Origin of the sequence: Colwellia sp. BRX10-3 (assembly GCF_014077505.1) — a bacterium.
Lineage (GTDB): Bacteria > Pseudomonadota > Gammaproteobacteria > Enterobacterales > Alteromonadaceae > Cognaticolwellia.
In genome coordinates this window covers 1-14,768 of sequence record NZ_JACGWA010000013.1, presented here as the reverse complement: position 1 = coordinate 14,768, position 14,768 = coordinate 1, and the positions used below count along the sequence as shown (strand labels likewise).

Sequence of the window (14,768 nt, the reverse complement as noted above, 5' to 3'; positions counted from 1 at the left end):
TTTGGTGCACTTATAGGCAAACTTTAATCTAACTATATTAATCATTAATTGCGATATGATTTATAGTAACTGATCTATTGAAAGTTAGGCTACCTTTTATCTTACTATCACTAAAATTAACGGTATTTACTTGCTTTTCGTACTCTTTGGTCAGCAAAGTGTTTGTTATTTTTAGTCCAAAGAGCGAATGATGAAATTTCGTTTCTTGGTAAATAAAAATATTACCTTTGTTTACCTCAAGCCCAACCCAGTTTAATGATATTGCTTGGCCTTGATAATGCAGTTGAAAATTTGCTTCAACATATTGGCGAATAATGTTTTCGTAATCTGGATGAGCAACAGAAAAGTGTATCTGCTTTGCTTGTGCAATAGCGTTGTCGATGTCGTGAGCCGTTAGTTGATGAATAACTTCAATTGACTGAGTACGATCATTTAACGATAAATCGGTAATGCTAAAAAAGTAGCGGTGGGCAACCGCATTTGCGGCTAGCCCACACAATAGCAAAACCAAAAAGCGTTTAGCTAGGCTTAACAACATTATTGCTGTTCAGCCTCGGCATTGTCTTCTGTCTTTTTCTCTTCTTTGTCATCAGCACTTTTCAATTCAACATTGTAATCGCGCATCATGTCTTTTTTCTTACGTTTGTATAAGTCAAAGCGCGACTTAATTGGACGTGCTGGCCAGTAGTTGTTACTAACATCTACATCGGCCGTTTCCCAGTTAGGGTCAATTGCGATGGCTGTTATTTCTTTTTCACGAACCAATAGTTTGGAGACTACTTTGCTGTTGCGACGCCAAATTTCAGCCGGTAATGTTACTCGTTCTACTGTATTGTCAGCATAAGTTACCGCTAAAATAATTGGCATAACTAAGCCACCTTTATTTTCAAAATCAATAATGTAGAAGTTTCTTTCGTCAACAAGTAAGTCTTTTTGCCATTGCTCTAGTTTTGCAGTGCTTTTGTTATATTTATTACGCGCTTTGTTGGTGGCTGTAAACTGGTCATGCTCGTTGTAAAAATCTAACAATTGAGGTTTGTCATCAGTTCGAACCCATTGGCCTTTATTACGAACCTTACTGATAAAATCTGGTTTTTCGTTCTCTAAAGCACGTTCCCAGGCTTCTTCAGTATCAGGGTTTTGGCTATTTGGACGGTATAAATGAATATTACCTAAGGCAATATCAACATGATCTGTAGTGTAGAACCAACCACGCCAGAACCAGTCTAAATCAATGCCTGAGGCGTCTTCCATGGTACGGAAAAAGTCAGCAGGGGTAGGGCGTTTAAACTTCCAACGTTGGGCATATTCTTTAAAAGCAAAATCAAACAATTCACGGCCCATTACGGTTTCACGCAAAATATTTAATGCCGTTGCTGGCTTACCGTAAGCGTTGTTACCAAATTGCAAAATTGACTCTGAGTTGGTCATAATTGGCACTTGGTTATCACTTTTCATGTAACTGGTAATATTAGCGGCATCGCCACGACGAGAAGGGTAACCTTCTTCCCATGCTTGTTCAGCAACAAATTGTAGAAAAGTATTTAAACCTTCATCCATCCAAGTCCACTGACGTTCGTCCGAGTTAACAATCATTGGAAAATAGTTGTGTCCCACTTCATGAATAATAACGCCAATAAGGCCATATTTAGTTCTGCGAGAATAGGTTTTTTCACCGGTTTCTTTATCTAGTGTCGGGCGCGGGCCGTTGAAAGTGATCATCGGATATTCCATACCGCCAACAGGGCCATTTACCGAGATGGAAACAGGGTAAGGATAAGCAAAGGTATACTTATTATATTGCTCCATAGTATGGATTATTGACTCAGTAGAGTATTTTTCCCATAACGGATTACCTTCATTCGGATAATACGACATCGCCATAGTGTCGGTTTTACCGCCTTTATAGCCCTGTGCATCCCAAATGAATTTACGACTTGAGGCAAAAGCAAAGTCACGTACGTTTTTCGCTTCAAATTCCCATGTTTTGGTTTTAGTGGCTCGAGATTTTTCGTTTTCTAAAGCTTCTTCAGGCGTAATAATTAATACTGGCTTATCAGCTTTCTTCGCTTTTGCTAAACGATCACGTTGAGTTTTTGTTAATACGTCTTTCGGATTTTGTAAAACACCGGTTGCTGCAACAACGTGATCAGCAGGCACAGTAATGCTAACGTCATAATCACCAAATTCTAAGGTGAATTCACCGCTACCAATAAATTGCTTATTTTGCCAACCCATTACGTCATAATAAGCTGCGGCACGAGGGAACCAGCTAGCAATTTCATAAAGGTAGTTGTCGTCTTCTTTAAAATATTCGTAGCCTGAGCGGCCACCTAATACTTTTTGTTCGTGTAATTGGTAGTTCCAATTAATATTTAGCTCTACGCTATCACCTGATTTAAGTGCTTTTGGCAAGTCAATGCGCATCATAGTGCCATTAATGACATAACTTAATGCTTTGCCGTTTGAACCGGTAACCTTGGTAATCTCATAACCACCCTGAAATTCGTCTGTTTGAATAACATTGCGTAAACCGCTATAAGTAATTTTTTTCTTTGGCGCAGTACGTGTTGTTTTGGCACCCGCGTTATCAGCTAATTTATTTTGGTCTAACTGCAGCCATAAGTAACGTAAAGTATCAGGAGAATTATTGGTGTAATCAATAGTCTCGTTGCCTGACAACGTTTGTTTTTCGTCATCTAAAGTAATATCAATTTTGTAATCAACATCTTGTTGCCAGTATTGATGACCCGGTGCACCAGACGCCGTACGGTAAGTATTTGGCGTTGGTAAGTTCTCTTCTAGCTGACGAAACTTATCGTCACTGATGCTGTTTTTTGCTAAAGCGTGGCCACTAGCAGCAACACAAACACAAAGTAAGGCTGATTTAATTGAATATTTCATGATTTTCCTGATGAATATAAACTGAGTGATTTTTTTATTAATCACGCTTTATAACATTTTTAGCCAATAGGTTTGGCTGACAAGACGAAATATGCGATAAAGAGCAGAATAAACACGTTAAGTTGTTAGCGCATTAAAGTAGCTTACATAAATTAGCACGCTTAACTGAGTTTATTTCTAATGAGTTATTTGATGTTTTCAAACGCTGAAATATTGCTGTGATCCAATGTAGAGAACAGGATATAAAATTGAGCTAGTATGTAGCTCTACACTTTACAGTAACAGCCTTTGGCCTCTTTAATGATGAGGTTGGCAGAATAGCCATTTAGAAAATTATTTAATATGGTTTGAGCGTAACCTGAGGTTTGTGAGCAGGCTAATCCTTCACCGTAGGGGCCAAAATAAACAACTTCACCCAGGTTGTTTAAAATGGCGACTGATGGCGTTACAGGAACAAGCAGATGATCTTTAATATCAATATTTTTTATACTGAAATTGTTATCGTTAGCAATATTGTTAATGTCTTGAATATGACCTTCACTATATTGCTGACACTCGCAGTCTGTTTGATAAAAATGCAAAACTGTATTATTCGCTGTTGGTTCAATATACTGCTTTAATGAACTCGCAAGTTGTTGATGCGCTAAACCACTTAATTTATTGTCGACATTAAAACTAACAAGTCTACTATCAATAAAATAAGCAAATCCCGCAACCGTTATACATAGCCAAATAAAAACGATAGAAAATTGAGTTTTGGTTATTTTATTATTTAAAACGTGCAATATTATTTTCCATATCCATAGCGCTTTGGCAAAGCTTAATAGACTCTTGGTCTAATATTTTAATCTTTTTAATATCAGATTGAACTGTACTTTTCAGTATCTCTACGCTTTTAGCTATATCGCTAGTTGTTGCTGCTTGGTGCTCAACAGCAGCGGCAACATTTATCGATACAGCACTTACTTGTGCAACTAAGTTAGAGGCTTTAACTATTTTACCTTCAGCATTGCTAGCACTATCAATAACCGATTGAACTATTTTCAAACTGCTGCCCATAGAGTCAGTGGTAGATTGCGAATAAGTTTGAAGAATACCTAAAGTCGCGCCAATTTTATCTGTACTTTCTTTGGTTCTATTTGCTAAGGCTCTTACTTCGTCGGCAACAACAGCAAACCCTCGACCCTGCTCGCCAGCTCTTGCGGCCTCAATTGCGGCATTTAATGCTAATAAGTTGGTTTGATCGGCAATACTGGTGATTTCAGATAAAACATTAGAGATTGCATCAGTGGAGTTAGCTAATTCAGTAACTTGCTCACTGGTTTTTTCTAGTGCAACTGTTAAGTTTTTATTGTGATTATTAATTTCAACAATATCTTCATTGGTGGCTTTAGTATAATTACTTGCTTCTTGCATTTGAGTATTTAATAAATTTGTTTCTTCAGAAATTGATCTCACAATTACCGACAATTTTTCTGCAGATGTTGCGATTGCATCAGTTTCTAGGTGCCTTTGTTTTGACGAATCCTCTAGATCTACTTTAGTTTCAATAAGCTTCTGCGAGTTACTTTTCAGTTCTATTACTTGCGCTTTGACACTACCAATGACACGAGATAATAGTGCCAGTAAATCGTTAAATGATAGTAATGTACTATCGTCTTGTGCATCTGTATTTATATTTAAATCAATAGCGTGTGAATCTAAAGTCAGCTTTTTGGTCACTCGTGCTAACTCTTGTCCAATTCTATTTACTTTTGCCATCATGTTTGCAATGTAGCCCGCGATAAGAGCCTCTGCTGAAGCGTATACCGCATGAATTACCACAGTTGAAGAGGCAAGCCTATCTTGGGTGAATACAAAAACACTGAAGTTGTTGGTTTGTAAAATATAAAAAGAAACATGGTGTATTACCACAACTAAAAGTGCGGTAATAAACACTCGCCAATCTTGATAGATAATTAAAAAGGCCATTAAAATGAACACTTCAAAATGCGCTTCTATCAAACCGTTTGTTTGATGAATATGCAGTGCGGCGAATATCATGAGGGCGATTGCGGATACATGTCGAGTTATTGCCAAATTAGGCGCTGTTTGATTAAAGAACAGCGGTACAAGCAATGCTGGCAAACCAATAATAAAAGTCGGTAAATACGAATCATAAAAGAAAGATAAAAATAAACTTTCGATAAACAATGCACTAAGTAAATATATAAAAATTTTGTTAGTTGTATTCATAACGACCCTAAAATTGAAGAGAATAGTGTTTATTATTAATAAACCTATGCGGCACTGCCTCGAGTGTCAGTATATTAGGTTTTATGGGGTTAATTGTAGCTTAGTAATGACAAGTACTAGGTACATTAATTATATTAAAACACTTCAATAATTTTGACAATCAGAATTATAATCCACACAAGCGACTCAACAGCTTTATAAACTTAGCGAAGACAAGCACTAACACTTAAATAATACTAGCGTATCCTAATATTTAGCGAATATAGCTTTACTGATTGTTTTTGCAGTAATAAAATAGCCGAACTTAATGTTTTATTTACAAATAGTAGACAGTAGTATTTATAAAAAAGGATTTTTATGTTTTCAAAGTTTATCAAATCAGTGCTGGTTTTTAATCGAGCACAAAATAAAGCGCCAAACTTTTTCTTGGTATATTTCTTAATATCAATCGCTTGGCACCATCAAGTTTTTATTACTTTTGCTGCCAGTAATACTGGTTTTAGCGATAGGTTAAGTACAGCATTAGCTGAACACTCTTTTCAATATGCGGTTGTTTTATTTTTAACATTTTTATTTTTTATCCTCCGTTTATCCTTACTTTATTTCCTTAATAAAACCGATCAGTTTATTGAGGCAGATGAACCCATTGAAGCTAAAATAGGCAGCGACCAAGTATTTAAAGAGAATAAAGATGTAGAGCGATTATTGGCGTTGCTGGAAGAAACCAAAGCACAATTAGCTAAAGTAAAAGCACGTGAAGCTGCTTCGCAGGCCGATAAAATATCAGCAATAAGTAAAATGTTGGCGCTTCAAGCTGAGTTAGACATAGCAATGGCTGATATTGCGATATTGGGTAAGTCTAATGAAGAATTAAGCATTAAACTAAATGAGTGCAAAGTAGCTTAAGCATTAACTTCCTGATTCCTCTCTGGTCCGAGAAATAATTTAACTTAGTTCAATGGTTAAACTTTGCTTTGTTGTGCATAATTCAAAAACATCAAGTTATTGGATTTATCATTACATTCGCTTGATATTATTTCTTTTGTTTAGCATCCCCAAAGCCTTTATAATTGGCGGATATTTCAGTTGTCCTTATCCACAACTATATTCGCTTTAAACTTAAAGGTTTTTTATAACTTTATGATCTCACACAAACTTTCTATTGCCCCAATGCTCGATTGGACTGATCGCCATTGCCGTTATTTTTATCGCGTAATGTCTAAGCAAACCGTGCTTTATACCGAAATGGTCACTACTGGCGCCATATTGCACGGTAAAGGTAATTACTTAGCCTATAACGAAGAAGAGCATCCATTGGTGTTGCAGCTTGGTGGTAGTGATGTAAATGCCATGACCGAGTGTGCAAAAATTGCTGAGCAACAAGGTTACGATGAAATCAATATTAATGTGGGTTGTCCGTCTGATCGTGTGCAAAATGGTAAGTTTGGTGCTTGCTTGATGGCTGAACCACAACTTGTTGCTGATTGTGTCGCTAGTATGCAAAACGCCACTACAATACCAACCACAGTAAAATCTCGTATTGGTATTGATGATCTAGACAGTTATGAATTTTTGCAGCAATTTTTAACAACTGTAAGCGCAGCAGGCTGCCAGCATTTTATTATTCATGCCCGTAAAGCTTGGTTAAGTGGTTTAAGCCCAAAACAAAACAGAGATATTCCACCACTTGATTACCAGCGGGTATATCAACTTAAACAAGATTTCCAACAGTTAGATATTTCAATTAATGGCGGTATAACAACGTTTGCACAAGCGAATGAACACATGCAGCATATTGATGGTGTGATGATTGGCCGCGAAATTTACCAAAATCCTTATATGCTAACCGAAGCTGACAATGAAATCTGGCAAGCTGGTGTTGAGATTAAATCACGCCAAGCCGTGCTTAATGAAATGATTGAATATGTTGACCGTCATGTCGCCAATGGCGGCCGTGCCTGGCATGTAGCAAGGCACATGTTAGGCTTATGCAATGGTTTAGCAGGCGCGAAACAATTTCGTCGTTATTTGAGTGAAAATGCTAATGGCGAAAATGTAGGGGGAGAAGTATTGCAACAAGCTTTTGCTAAAGTATTACAGCTTAACCCGGAGATAAAAGTAATCTAGCTTTAAACTCTGGTTAAGACTGAACTTAGCATTTTTATAGCGTAAGTTCAGTGCTACTCAAATTTATAACAGTCTCGGAATCGGACAATAATGTCTCGATTTCGGGACTTTTTTATCATTTTAATATTATTTTTAACTATGTTGATGGTTTTGCACAAATCTCACTATAAAGTAGTAAATTTAACCACATCACAGTTATATCGATATTCTTCGAGTCTGTTTTCTTATTTTTTAAAAGTTAAATTTGTTATTAAAACAATGACCTAAGTTTTTATTTGATCCTTGGCACAACCTTTGTAAGTGTTTATGCAACTTAATTAGTAACACTTTTAAAATATAGCGCTATAAACGGCTTAAAAGGATTGATGCAATGCCAAGTTTAACCATGTTATTTACTTTGTTTATGTTGCCCGGTGTTTGTTTACTGGCAACCTCGTTTATTGTAGCTCGTTTAGAATTAGAACAAGGTAAATAGGCTTTAGTACTTTAAGCTTAAAGTTAGCGGTTAAATGAACGCCTGAGTTACGGCGCTTTAAGCTATAAAATTCTTCATATAAAGCTCCAGCAAAAATTAAATGTGCAATTGAAATTTCAACATGGTTTTTGCTAACCAGCATCCTTTCAGTTAAATCCTGTACTTTCACGAAGATCTCGGCTAATTTTGCAATATATTTACAAGCCATTGGTATTCGGTCGAGCTTATGACGTATTTTCAGCAATTAATTTCCTGTGTAGATTTGCATGCTATCCTGGGCAGTAAAGATCTTGTGGTACTAGACGCGAGTATTCCACCTGTTGGAAGCATGGCTAAGGCTGTAAATAGTTGGCCTGAATATAGTATCCCCAACGCTCGCCGCTTTGACTTAAACCAAGATTTCTCTGATTTAGCTAGTAACTTACCTCACACCATGCCATCAGCAATACATTTCGAGAAAGCAGCAAAAGCCTTAGGTATTAATCAGCAAAGCCAAATTGTGGTTTATGATGATTTAGGTTTATTTTCTGCCGCACGAGCTTGGTATATGTTTAGGGCGATGGGGCATAAAAATATTGCCGTTTTAGATGGTGGTTTACCTTATTGGTTAAAACTTAAAAAACCCATGGCTGAATTAACAATCGCTATTAATGATACTTATCAGCAAATTATCGGAAATTTTGTCGCGAAAGAGCCAGTTGCCTTTTTTTGTGATTGGCGTGAAGTACAAGCGCAAACACGCTCGCAAGGAGAGTTAATTCTAGATGCTCGGGCTAATCGCCGCTTTAAGGGCTTAGACGCAGAACCTCGAGCTGGCGTGCGAAGTGGTCATATGCCCAATTCGAAAAACCTCCCTTACAACGACTTGTTTAATCAAGGGCTGCTTAAGCCTGCAAGCGAACTGGCAGAAATTTTTAATGATATTAACGTAAATAACCAAGCGATGATCATGAGCTGTGGTTCAGGCGTTACCGCTTGTGTGTTGGCATTGGCTGCAGATATTGTTGGACGTAACGATGTACGCGTATACGACGGCTCATGGAGTGAGTGGGGCTCTTTACCTAATACAGAAGTTGTAACCTCTAGCTAACAACAAAAAGCTAATTCATACGATCTCTCCTTCCTACTTATTATCACGGCATCATTTATGTTGCCGTAATCATACTCAATAATTCATTCGCTAGGCATTTAGCGACAAACTTCTCTTAAAACTCTCAAATAACTAATCTATTTCCATTGGTCAATTTCACTATTTTTAGTGTAGATATTGACCAAATTATAGCTCGACATATTATGTCTTATTTTAAGTGCTGAATTGATTTTATTAAAAGTATAACAATAACAATGAATTAAATAATATTTATCAGTTGGCACAGCACTTGTAATAGTAATGTCAGATACCAACACGATGAGTCAAATATTTACGATTCGTGTTACTTACATAAGGATATTAATAATGAAACTATCACAACGTAAAAATGCACTAAGCACCGTTTTATTATCTTGTACGTTGCTATTTACTATCACTGCTACTGCACAAGAAGCTTCTTTAGAGCAAAGTTTAGCAGCAACGGTACAGGCTCAAGGAGAAAAAGTTTTGCATGATTTATCAGCAGAACTGTCGCATTCAATCAAAGCCGAATTAAACCGTTTTTCAATGCGCTACAGCACTGTGGAAACTCACGAGCTAGCTGCAATTTCAGAACAAAAAAAATCAATCCAACAAAAACCAAAATCTTAATAGGAGAAATACCATGGGCATGTTTTCAAGATTCACTGACATTATTAACGCCAACATTAACGCAATGTTAGATAAAGCAGAAGAGCCAGAAAAGATGATCAAATTGATCATTAATGAAATGGAAGAAACGCTAGTTGAAGTCCGTTCGGCAGCGGCTAAACATATTGCTGAAAAGAAAACGGTTTTACGCAATATTCGCGAAATGGAAAGTCGCGTTACAAATTGGCAGCATAAAGCTGAACTTGCTTTAACAAAGGGTCGTGAAGACTTAGCGAAATCTGCACTGGTTGAAAAGCAAAATTGTACTCAAAAGTTAACTGAGTTTAATGAAGCGTTAAGTCAAATTGATGAGTACTTAACTGCTGTTCAGCAAGATAGCCAACGTTTGCAAGATAAGTTGACTGAGGCAAAGCGCAAGCAAGAAGCCTTTGCAATACGCCAACAATCTGCAGAAGTGCGTTTGAAAGTTCGCGAAAAAGCTGTCATTCATAATATCGACGAAGCGATTAATAAATTTGAGCGTTATCAACAAAAAATTGACCGCGTTGAAGCCGAAGTTGAAGCCTATGATATGACATCGTCAAAAGATTTAGATAGCCAATTTCGTGACTTAGAAAATAAAGAAAATATTGAGCAAGAGCTTGAGCAGCTAAAGCAAAAAGTAGCTAACGGCTAAGTGATTGAGCAGGTATTAACATGGCGTCTTCATCTTGGATAATCGCTGGTGTTATGTTTATAACACCCGTGGTTAGTTTCTTTATTAGCGCACTGTTAGTGTTTATTTTTAATTTAATGTTTAAAGGTTCCCAGGTTGGGCACAAGGAGTAAGTCATGAGTTATGATCGCGAGTATTCAGTAAATAAAACCTTAACTAAAGACGTAGTACATAAAAAACTATCAGGGGTTTGTGGCGGTATTGCCAAGCATTACAATTTGCCTCGTATAGCGGTTAGAGTTGGCGCTATTTTAGCCTTGTTAATGTTTCCTGTTGCAACTGGCGTCGCTTATTTGGTGGCAACCTTGTTAATACCGACTAAGGCATAAAACATTAAGTTCGTTTGAATAAGTTATGGGGAGTAAGGTATGTCATTTTTTAAATCACTATTTTTAGCAATTTTTGCCACACTGTTTTTAACTTACGTTTTAGGTGTCAGCTTTATTGAGTTTCTTGATGTTGATATTTATATGGATGAGCAAGTGGTTGAACCTTTAAAAGCTATTAGTTTCTCAGCATTAGTGGTGGTGCTACTTGTATTAGTTGCCTTAGCAATTGCCATGAGTGTATTTGGTTCATTGATTTTTGTTGCTATGTTGTTGTTAGGTGGCTTTGCTATGTTATTGGTTGGTGTATTTTGGCCGATATTGTTAGTTGCTGGTGTTATTTGGTTAGTAACCCGAGATAAAAAACCTGTTCATTGTTAATGTTTCTGCTGATATTAAAGTCATGGAGAAGAGTGTATGGGGGCTAAATTTAAATAACTTACAGCCATAAATAAGGCTTTAGTCTTTACATTTATAATGTTCAGGATAGTCATTAGAAAACAAAAATAAAGCTGAAAGTAATAGACTTTACCCTCAGTGGTTAAATTTTTTTGTACTACAACTATTTGAAAAAACTCGCTAAAATAGTTTTACACTCATCAGTATTAACTAAACGTTTAAATTGCTCCGCTTCGTTTTCCATCACTTGTGATAATACTGTTGTGGTGTGGGCTTTCATTAGTTTTCTACTGGTGAGCAAAGAGTCTAGCGGTAATTTCGCTATGTTTTGAGCTGTATTTAAAGCGGTTGCGAGTAACTCATCAGTAGGGCAAATCTCATTAATTAAACCATAGTCGAGCGCATTTTCAGCGGTGAACATTTTGCCTAAAACTAACAGCTCAAAAGCTCTGTTGTGGCCAATGCGCAAAGGTAATAATAAACTTGAACCGGCTTCAGGACATAAACCTAGTTGGGTAAACGGTAATTTAAACTTAGCGTTGTTGGCGGCATAAACCATGTCACAATGTAAAAGTAATGTGGTACCTATGCCAACAGCAGGACCTGCAACCGCGGCTACTAAGGGTTTTTCTAGCGAAGCAAGGGCTTTTATTAAATCGAATGCTGCTAAGTCGCCACTTTCGCTACACTTAATAAAGTCATGTAGGTCATTACCAGCACAAAAACATTTTTCATCACCTTGGATAAGTACGCAGCGAATATCATCACTTGCATTAGCAAGCGTAAACAAACGGCACAGTTCTATGTACATATCGTTGTTTAAGGCGTTTTTTTTATCGAGTCGATTAATACAAATGAGAAGAACACCATTGTGTTCATTTGAAATAATTAAGTTATCCATTTCGTTCAAGCTTAGTTACAATAGTAATTAAGAATCATAATATGGATAAAAAAGGATGTATAGCAGCTTATGAGGAATCTATTTTCATCGGTAATTTTACTGGTTTTATTTGTGAGTAGTGCTTTGACCAATGTAGGGTTTGCAAGTCAGAGCACCGAAGTGTTAGTGGAAAATGGCTATGCTAGGGAAAGTATTCCCGGAACATCTATTTCTTCGGCTTATATGACAATAAAAAATTTATCACAAAAAAATATTCGACTTATTGCAGCGTCTAGTGTGGTAAGTGAGCGGATTGAAATTCATCAACATACCATGGCTAATGGCTTAATGCGTATGCGTCAACGCGATTATGTAGACGTTTCAGCACAAAGTAGTACCGAATTTCAGCCCGCAGGTTTTCATTTAATGATTTTTGATTTAAAGCAGCCCTTAAAAGCCAAAGAAAACATTATCATAACGCTACATTTTGACAATAAATCTAGCATTGATGTAAATTATGCTGTTCAGGGCCTTAAGCAGAAAAAGCACCACAATCATTAGGAGTAGTTATGAAGGTTAATATTTCAACAAAAGCTGTCATTTTAGGGTTTTTAACGCTATTTTTTATGCTGTATTTACTGGGTGTTTATTGGAGTTTTGAGCCTGAAAAGTTTGATATTCGTGCCGAAGTTACCAAAGCAGCAGCGACAGAAAACGTTTCCCCTGTTGTGGGTTACACCACAACAACAGCATTAATTCGCGTAACCGAAACGCTATTGAATAAGCCAGGTGGTTATTTGGCTAATGATGCTCTTCCACCATCGGTGTTTTTAGATAACATCCCTGCATGGGAATTTGGCGTGCTTGAAATGGTCAGAGATATGTCGCTGGTAATGCGTCAAGAATTTAGTCGGTCGCAGTCTCAGTCAGCTGAAAATAAAAACTTGAAAGTTGCACAACCGCAACTCAACATTGATCACACCAGTTGGGCTATTCCTAGCGCTGAAGGTGAATATCAAAAAGCCATTAATGAGTTATATGCCTACAGAACGGCATTGACTCAGGTCAATAATCAATCCGCCCAGTTTTACGCACGTTCTGATAATTTACGCGCTTGGATCCAAGAAGCAACCAAACGTTTAGGTAGTTATTCACAACGATTAAGTGCCAGTGTTGGCCGTGAGCAAATTAATGTTGATCTTGCTGGCGATAGTGTGGCTAAACAGTCAACATCTAGCGCTTCGAGCATGCAATTGAAAACAAGTTGGTGGGCAATAGATAATGAATTTTATGAAGCGCGTGGTGCTTGTTGGGCCTTATTGCACTTCTTAAAAGCAATCGAAATAGACTTTAATGATGTACTAGAACAGAAAAATGCTAAAGTTAGCGTACAACAAATTATTCGCGAACTGGAAGCAAGCCAAGAGCCAATTTGGAGCCCTATGGTTTTAAATGGCGATGGCTTTGGTATGCTCGCAAATCATTCTTTAGTAATGGCTAATTATATATCACGTGCAAATGCAGCACTGATCGATTTAAACGACTTATTGAGTCAAGGGTAATAAAACATGAAAAAACTAGCGCTAGTAGTAACACTTGCATCGATTTTATCAACTAATGTTCAAGCTGATGCTTTAGGTATCTATTTGGGTGGTCAAATATGGGACAACCAAGCTTCTGGAACATTTGGCGATGGCAGTTCACAGATTGATTTTAATTTAGCGGATAAAAAACAAAACAGTTTTTTTATTGCTTTTGAACATCCATTGGCATTAATTCCAAATGTACGCATTAGCTCTACGTCACTCGAAACTGAAGGCAACACAACACTTAAGACTGATTTCGAATTTGATGGAAAAACTTTTAACGAAGATACTAATGTAAACGCTGACTTTAACGTTAGTTATTTAGATTACACACTCTATTATGAATTATTTGATAACGACCTAGTATCATTTGATATTGGTTTAACAGGCCGTGACTTTGATGGTGACGTAACTGTGTCAGCAAGCTCAGACTCTGTTTCACAATCAGGCACTGTTTCCGTAACTGATATTGTGCCTATGCTATACGTTAGAACTAATGTCGGTCTACCTTTAACGGGTTTGAACCTATACGCGCAAGGTAACTTTTTATCAATTGATGATCATACACTATACGACTATGAAGTAGGCGTGAGCTACGAGTTAATTGATAACCTAGCGGTTGATGTAAACATTAATGCTGGTTACCGTGCCGTTAAGTTAGAGTTAGACGACTTAAATGATTTATATACCAACATTGAATTTGACGGTGTATTTCTTGGTACCACTATTCATTTCTAACGGTTAACGTTAGTGTTTAGATAAAGCAGGCCTGAGAAATCAGCCCTGCTTTTTTATTATCTGCAATTTATAACTATTAGCTAGTTTAATGACTTTGATAGCACTGAAGGGCATTTACTTGTCCAGATAAGTATCTTCACATCCTTACAGATTATCACTATCTATTTCACTAGGCATCTAACTCAATAGTTAGTTATTTCTCAGTCAACGCCTTGTGCTTAATCCTTAGCCTTACTAAATTATTGTTAGGTTATTTTAGTGTATTGATTAGATATGGAATTCCATCGGGGTGATATTTGTAGTGACAACGCCTGAGTAGATAACACAGCAAATATTGGATCTATATAAATTAAGTACTGGGTTTTACATCAGCCAGTAGCATCAGCTGTGGCGAACCCTTTAATACTTCTAAGTCGGCTGTATATTAATTAAAGAAGAAGCAATTACCATTAATAACGCGGGAAGTTCTATATTGGTGTGCGGAGAAAGGAAAGCATTTCAACGTATATGATCAAAAAGAATGTCCCGTCCTAGAATATGTTGACGGTTTTAATGAAAGGCCAGTGGCTTAAGCTTCTGGTCTTTTTTGTGCACTTGGTTTGGTGTTTTCATTGCCAAACTTAAGTGCGGCCTTATTTCATT

At 37.0% G+C, this 14,768-nt stretch carries 15 protein-coding genes; 10 read left to right on the top strand and 5 right to left on the bottom strand.

Translation table 11 applies throughout. From position 1 onward, the window contains the following. Positions 1-37: 37 nt before the first annotated feature. The 4 genes from H4J38_RS14880 to H4J38_RS14865 all read right to left on the bottom strand — a co-directional run bounded on the left by H4J38_RS14880 (position 38) and on the right by H4J38_RS14865 (position 5,139). Positions 38-538 (bottom strand): DUF6702 family protein, encoded by a 501-nt coding sequence (locus H4J38_RS14880; RefSeq protein WP_182132926.1) that lies wholly within the window; start codon positions 536-538, stop codon positions 38-40. Then, a complete protein-coding gene (locus H4J38_RS14875) occupies positions 538-2,904 on the bottom strand; it encodes a M1 family metallopeptidase (RefSeq protein WP_182132924.1) in 2,367 nt (788 codons plus the stop codon). Before H4J38_RS14875 ends, H4J38_RS14880 begins: the two co-directional genes overlap by 1 nt. 266 nt (positions 2,905-3,170) lie before the next feature. Continuing rightward, complete coding sequence (locus H4J38_RS14870; protein WP_182132922.1) at positions 3,171-3,689, bottom strand: DUF6436 domain-containing protein; 519 nt, start codon at positions 3,687-3,689, stop codon at positions 3,171-3,173. Beyond that, positions 3,673-5,139 (bottom strand): methyl-accepting chemotaxis protein, encoded by a 1,467-nt coding sequence (locus H4J38_RS14865; protein ID WP_182132920.1) that lies wholly within the window; start codon positions 5,137-5,139, stop codon positions 3,673-3,675. Before H4J38_RS14865 ends, H4J38_RS14870 begins: the two co-directional genes overlap by 17 nt. 357 nt (positions 5,140-5,496) lie before the next feature. On the opposite strand from H4J38_RS14865, the gene H4J38_RS14860 reads away from it, so the two are divergent. From H4J38_RS14860 to H4J38_RS14830, 7 genes are all read left to right on the top strand, one after another. Further along, positions 5,497-6,045 (top strand): hypothetical protein, encoded by a 549-nt coding sequence (locus tag H4J38_RS14860; RefSeq protein WP_182132918.1) that lies wholly within the window; start codon positions 5,497-5,499, stop codon positions 6,043-6,045. Positions 6,046-6,279: 234 nt separating this feature from the next. Then, positions 6,280-7,266 (top strand): tRNA dihydrouridine(20/20a) synthase DusA, encoded by a 987-nt coding sequence (gene dusA / locus H4J38_RS14855; RefSeq protein ID WP_182132916.1) that lies wholly within the window; start codon positions 6,280-6,282, stop codon positions 7,264-7,266. 701 nt (positions 7,267-7,967) lie between these two features. Further along, entirely contained in the window at positions 7,968-8,831 is an 864-nt protein-coding gene (locus H4J38_RS14850) for a sulfurtransferase (protein WP_182132914.1), read from the top strand. A gap of 366 nt (positions 8,832-9,197) precedes the next feature. Further along, positions 9,198-9,482, top strand: a complete 285-nt coding sequence (locus H4J38_RS14845) for a hypothetical protein (RefSeq protein WP_182132912.1) — start codon at positions 9,198-9,200, stop codon at positions 9,480-9,482. 13 nt (positions 9,483-9,495) lie between these two features. Beyond that, positions 9,496-10,158 carry a phage shock protein PspA gene (gene pspA / locus H4J38_RS14840; protein WP_182132910.1) on the top strand — a complete coding sequence of 221 codons (663 nt, stop codon included), beginning with the start codon at positions 9,496-9,498 and terminating at the stop codon, positions 10,156-10,158. A 155-nt stretch (positions 10,159-10,313) separates the two neighbouring features. Further along, positions 10,314-10,526, top strand: a complete 213-nt coding sequence (locus tag H4J38_RS14835) for a PspC domain-containing protein (protein ID WP_182132908.1) — start codon at positions 10,314-10,316, stop codon at positions 10,524-10,526. A gap of 39 nt (positions 10,527-10,565) precedes the next feature. Next, positions 10,566-10,904, top strand: a complete 339-nt coding sequence (locus tag H4J38_RS14830) for a hypothetical protein (protein ID WP_182132906.1) — start codon at positions 10,566-10,568, stop codon at positions 10,902-10,904. A 181-nt stretch (positions 10,905-11,085) separates the two neighbouring features. Here the strand turns inward: H4J38_RS14830 and H4J38_RS14825 are convergent, their stop codons facing one another. Continuing rightward, positions 11,086-11,823, bottom strand: a complete 738-nt coding sequence (locus tag H4J38_RS14825; RefSeq protein WP_182132904.1) for an enoyl-CoA hydratase — start codon at positions 11,821-11,823, stop codon at positions 11,086-11,088. 69 nt (positions 11,824-11,892) lie between these two features. Here H4J38_RS14825 and H4J38_RS14820 point away from each other — a divergent pair, with 69 nt between their 5' ends. From H4J38_RS14820 to H4J38_RS14810, 3 genes are read left to right on the top strand one after another with little or no spacing between them, the layout of a single operon-like run. Beyond that, positions 11,893-12,363: a copper chaperone PCu(A)C gene (locus tag H4J38_RS14820; protein WP_182132902.1), complete on the top strand. Its 471-nt coding sequence runs from the start codon at positions 11,893-11,895 to the stop codon at positions 12,361-12,363. Positions 12,364-12,371: 8 nt separating this feature from the next. Next, positions 12,372-13,364, top strand: coding sequence for a DUF2333 family protein (locus tag H4J38_RS14815; protein ID WP_182132900.1), 993 nt, complete (start codon positions 12,372-12,374; stop codon positions 13,362-13,364). Positions 13,365-13,370: 6 nt separating this feature from the next. Beyond that, a complete protein-coding gene (locus H4J38_RS14810) occupies positions 13,371-14,126 on the top strand; it encodes a TIGR04219 family outer membrane beta-barrel protein (RefSeq protein ID WP_182132898.1) in 756 nt (251 codons plus the stop codon). Positions 14,127-14,768: the final 642 nt, after the last annotated feature.

Bases quoted from the DNA above. Each gene is read 5' to 3' on its own strand.
- H4J38_RS14865 (WP_182132920.1), bottom strand. From the start codon at position 5,139: ATGAATACAACTAACAAAATTTTTATATATTTACTTAGTGCATTGTTT.
- H4J38_RS14845 (WP_182132912.1), top strand. From the start codon at position 9,198: ATGAAACTATCACAACGTAAAAATGCACTAAGCACCGTTTTATTATCT.
- pspA (WP_182132910.1), top strand. From the start codon at position 9,496: ATGGGCATGTTTTCAAGATTCACTGACATTATTAACGCCAACATTAAC.
- H4J38_RS14830 (WP_182132906.1), top strand. From the start codon at position 10,566: ATGTCATTTTTTAAATCACTATTTTTAGCAATTTTTGCCACACTGTTT.
- H4J38_RS14880 (WP_182132926.1), bottom strand. From the start codon at position 538: ATGTTGTTAAGCCTAGCTAAACGCTTTTTGGTTTTGCTATTGTGTGGG.
- dusA (WP_182132916.1), top strand. From the start codon at position 6,280: ATGATCTCACACAAACTTTCTATTGCCCCAATGCTCGATTGGACTGAT.
- H4J38_RS14835 (WP_182132908.1), top strand. From the start codon at position 10,314: ATGAGTTATGATCGCGAGTATTCAGTAAATAAAACCTTAACTAAAGAC.
- H4J38_RS14825 (WP_182132904.1), bottom strand. From the start codon at position 11,823: ATGGATAACTTAATTATTTCAAATGAACACAATGGTGTTCTTCTCATT.
- H4J38_RS14850 (WP_182132914.1), top strand. From the start codon at position 7,968: ATGACGTATTTTCAGCAATTAATTTCCTGTGTAGATTTGCATGCTATC.
- H4J38_RS14875 (WP_182132924.1), bottom strand. From the start codon at position 2,904: ATGAAATATTCAATTAAATCAGCCTTACTTTGTGTTTGTGTTGCTGCT.
- H4J38_RS14815 (WP_182132900.1), top strand. From the start codon at position 12,372: ATGAAGGTTAATATTTCAACAAAAGCTGTCATTTTAGGGTTTTTAACG.
- H4J38_RS14820 (WP_182132902.1), top strand. From the start codon at position 11,893: ATGAGGAATCTATTTTCATCGGTAATTTTACTGGTTTTATTTGTGAGT.
- H4J38_RS14860 (WP_182132918.1), top strand. From the start codon at position 5,497: ATGTTTTCAAAGTTTATCAAATCAGTGCTGGTTTTTAATCGAGCACAA.
- H4J38_RS14810 (WP_182132898.1), top strand. From the start codon at position 13,371: ATGAAAAAACTAGCGCTAGTAGTAACACTTGCATCGATTTTATCAACT.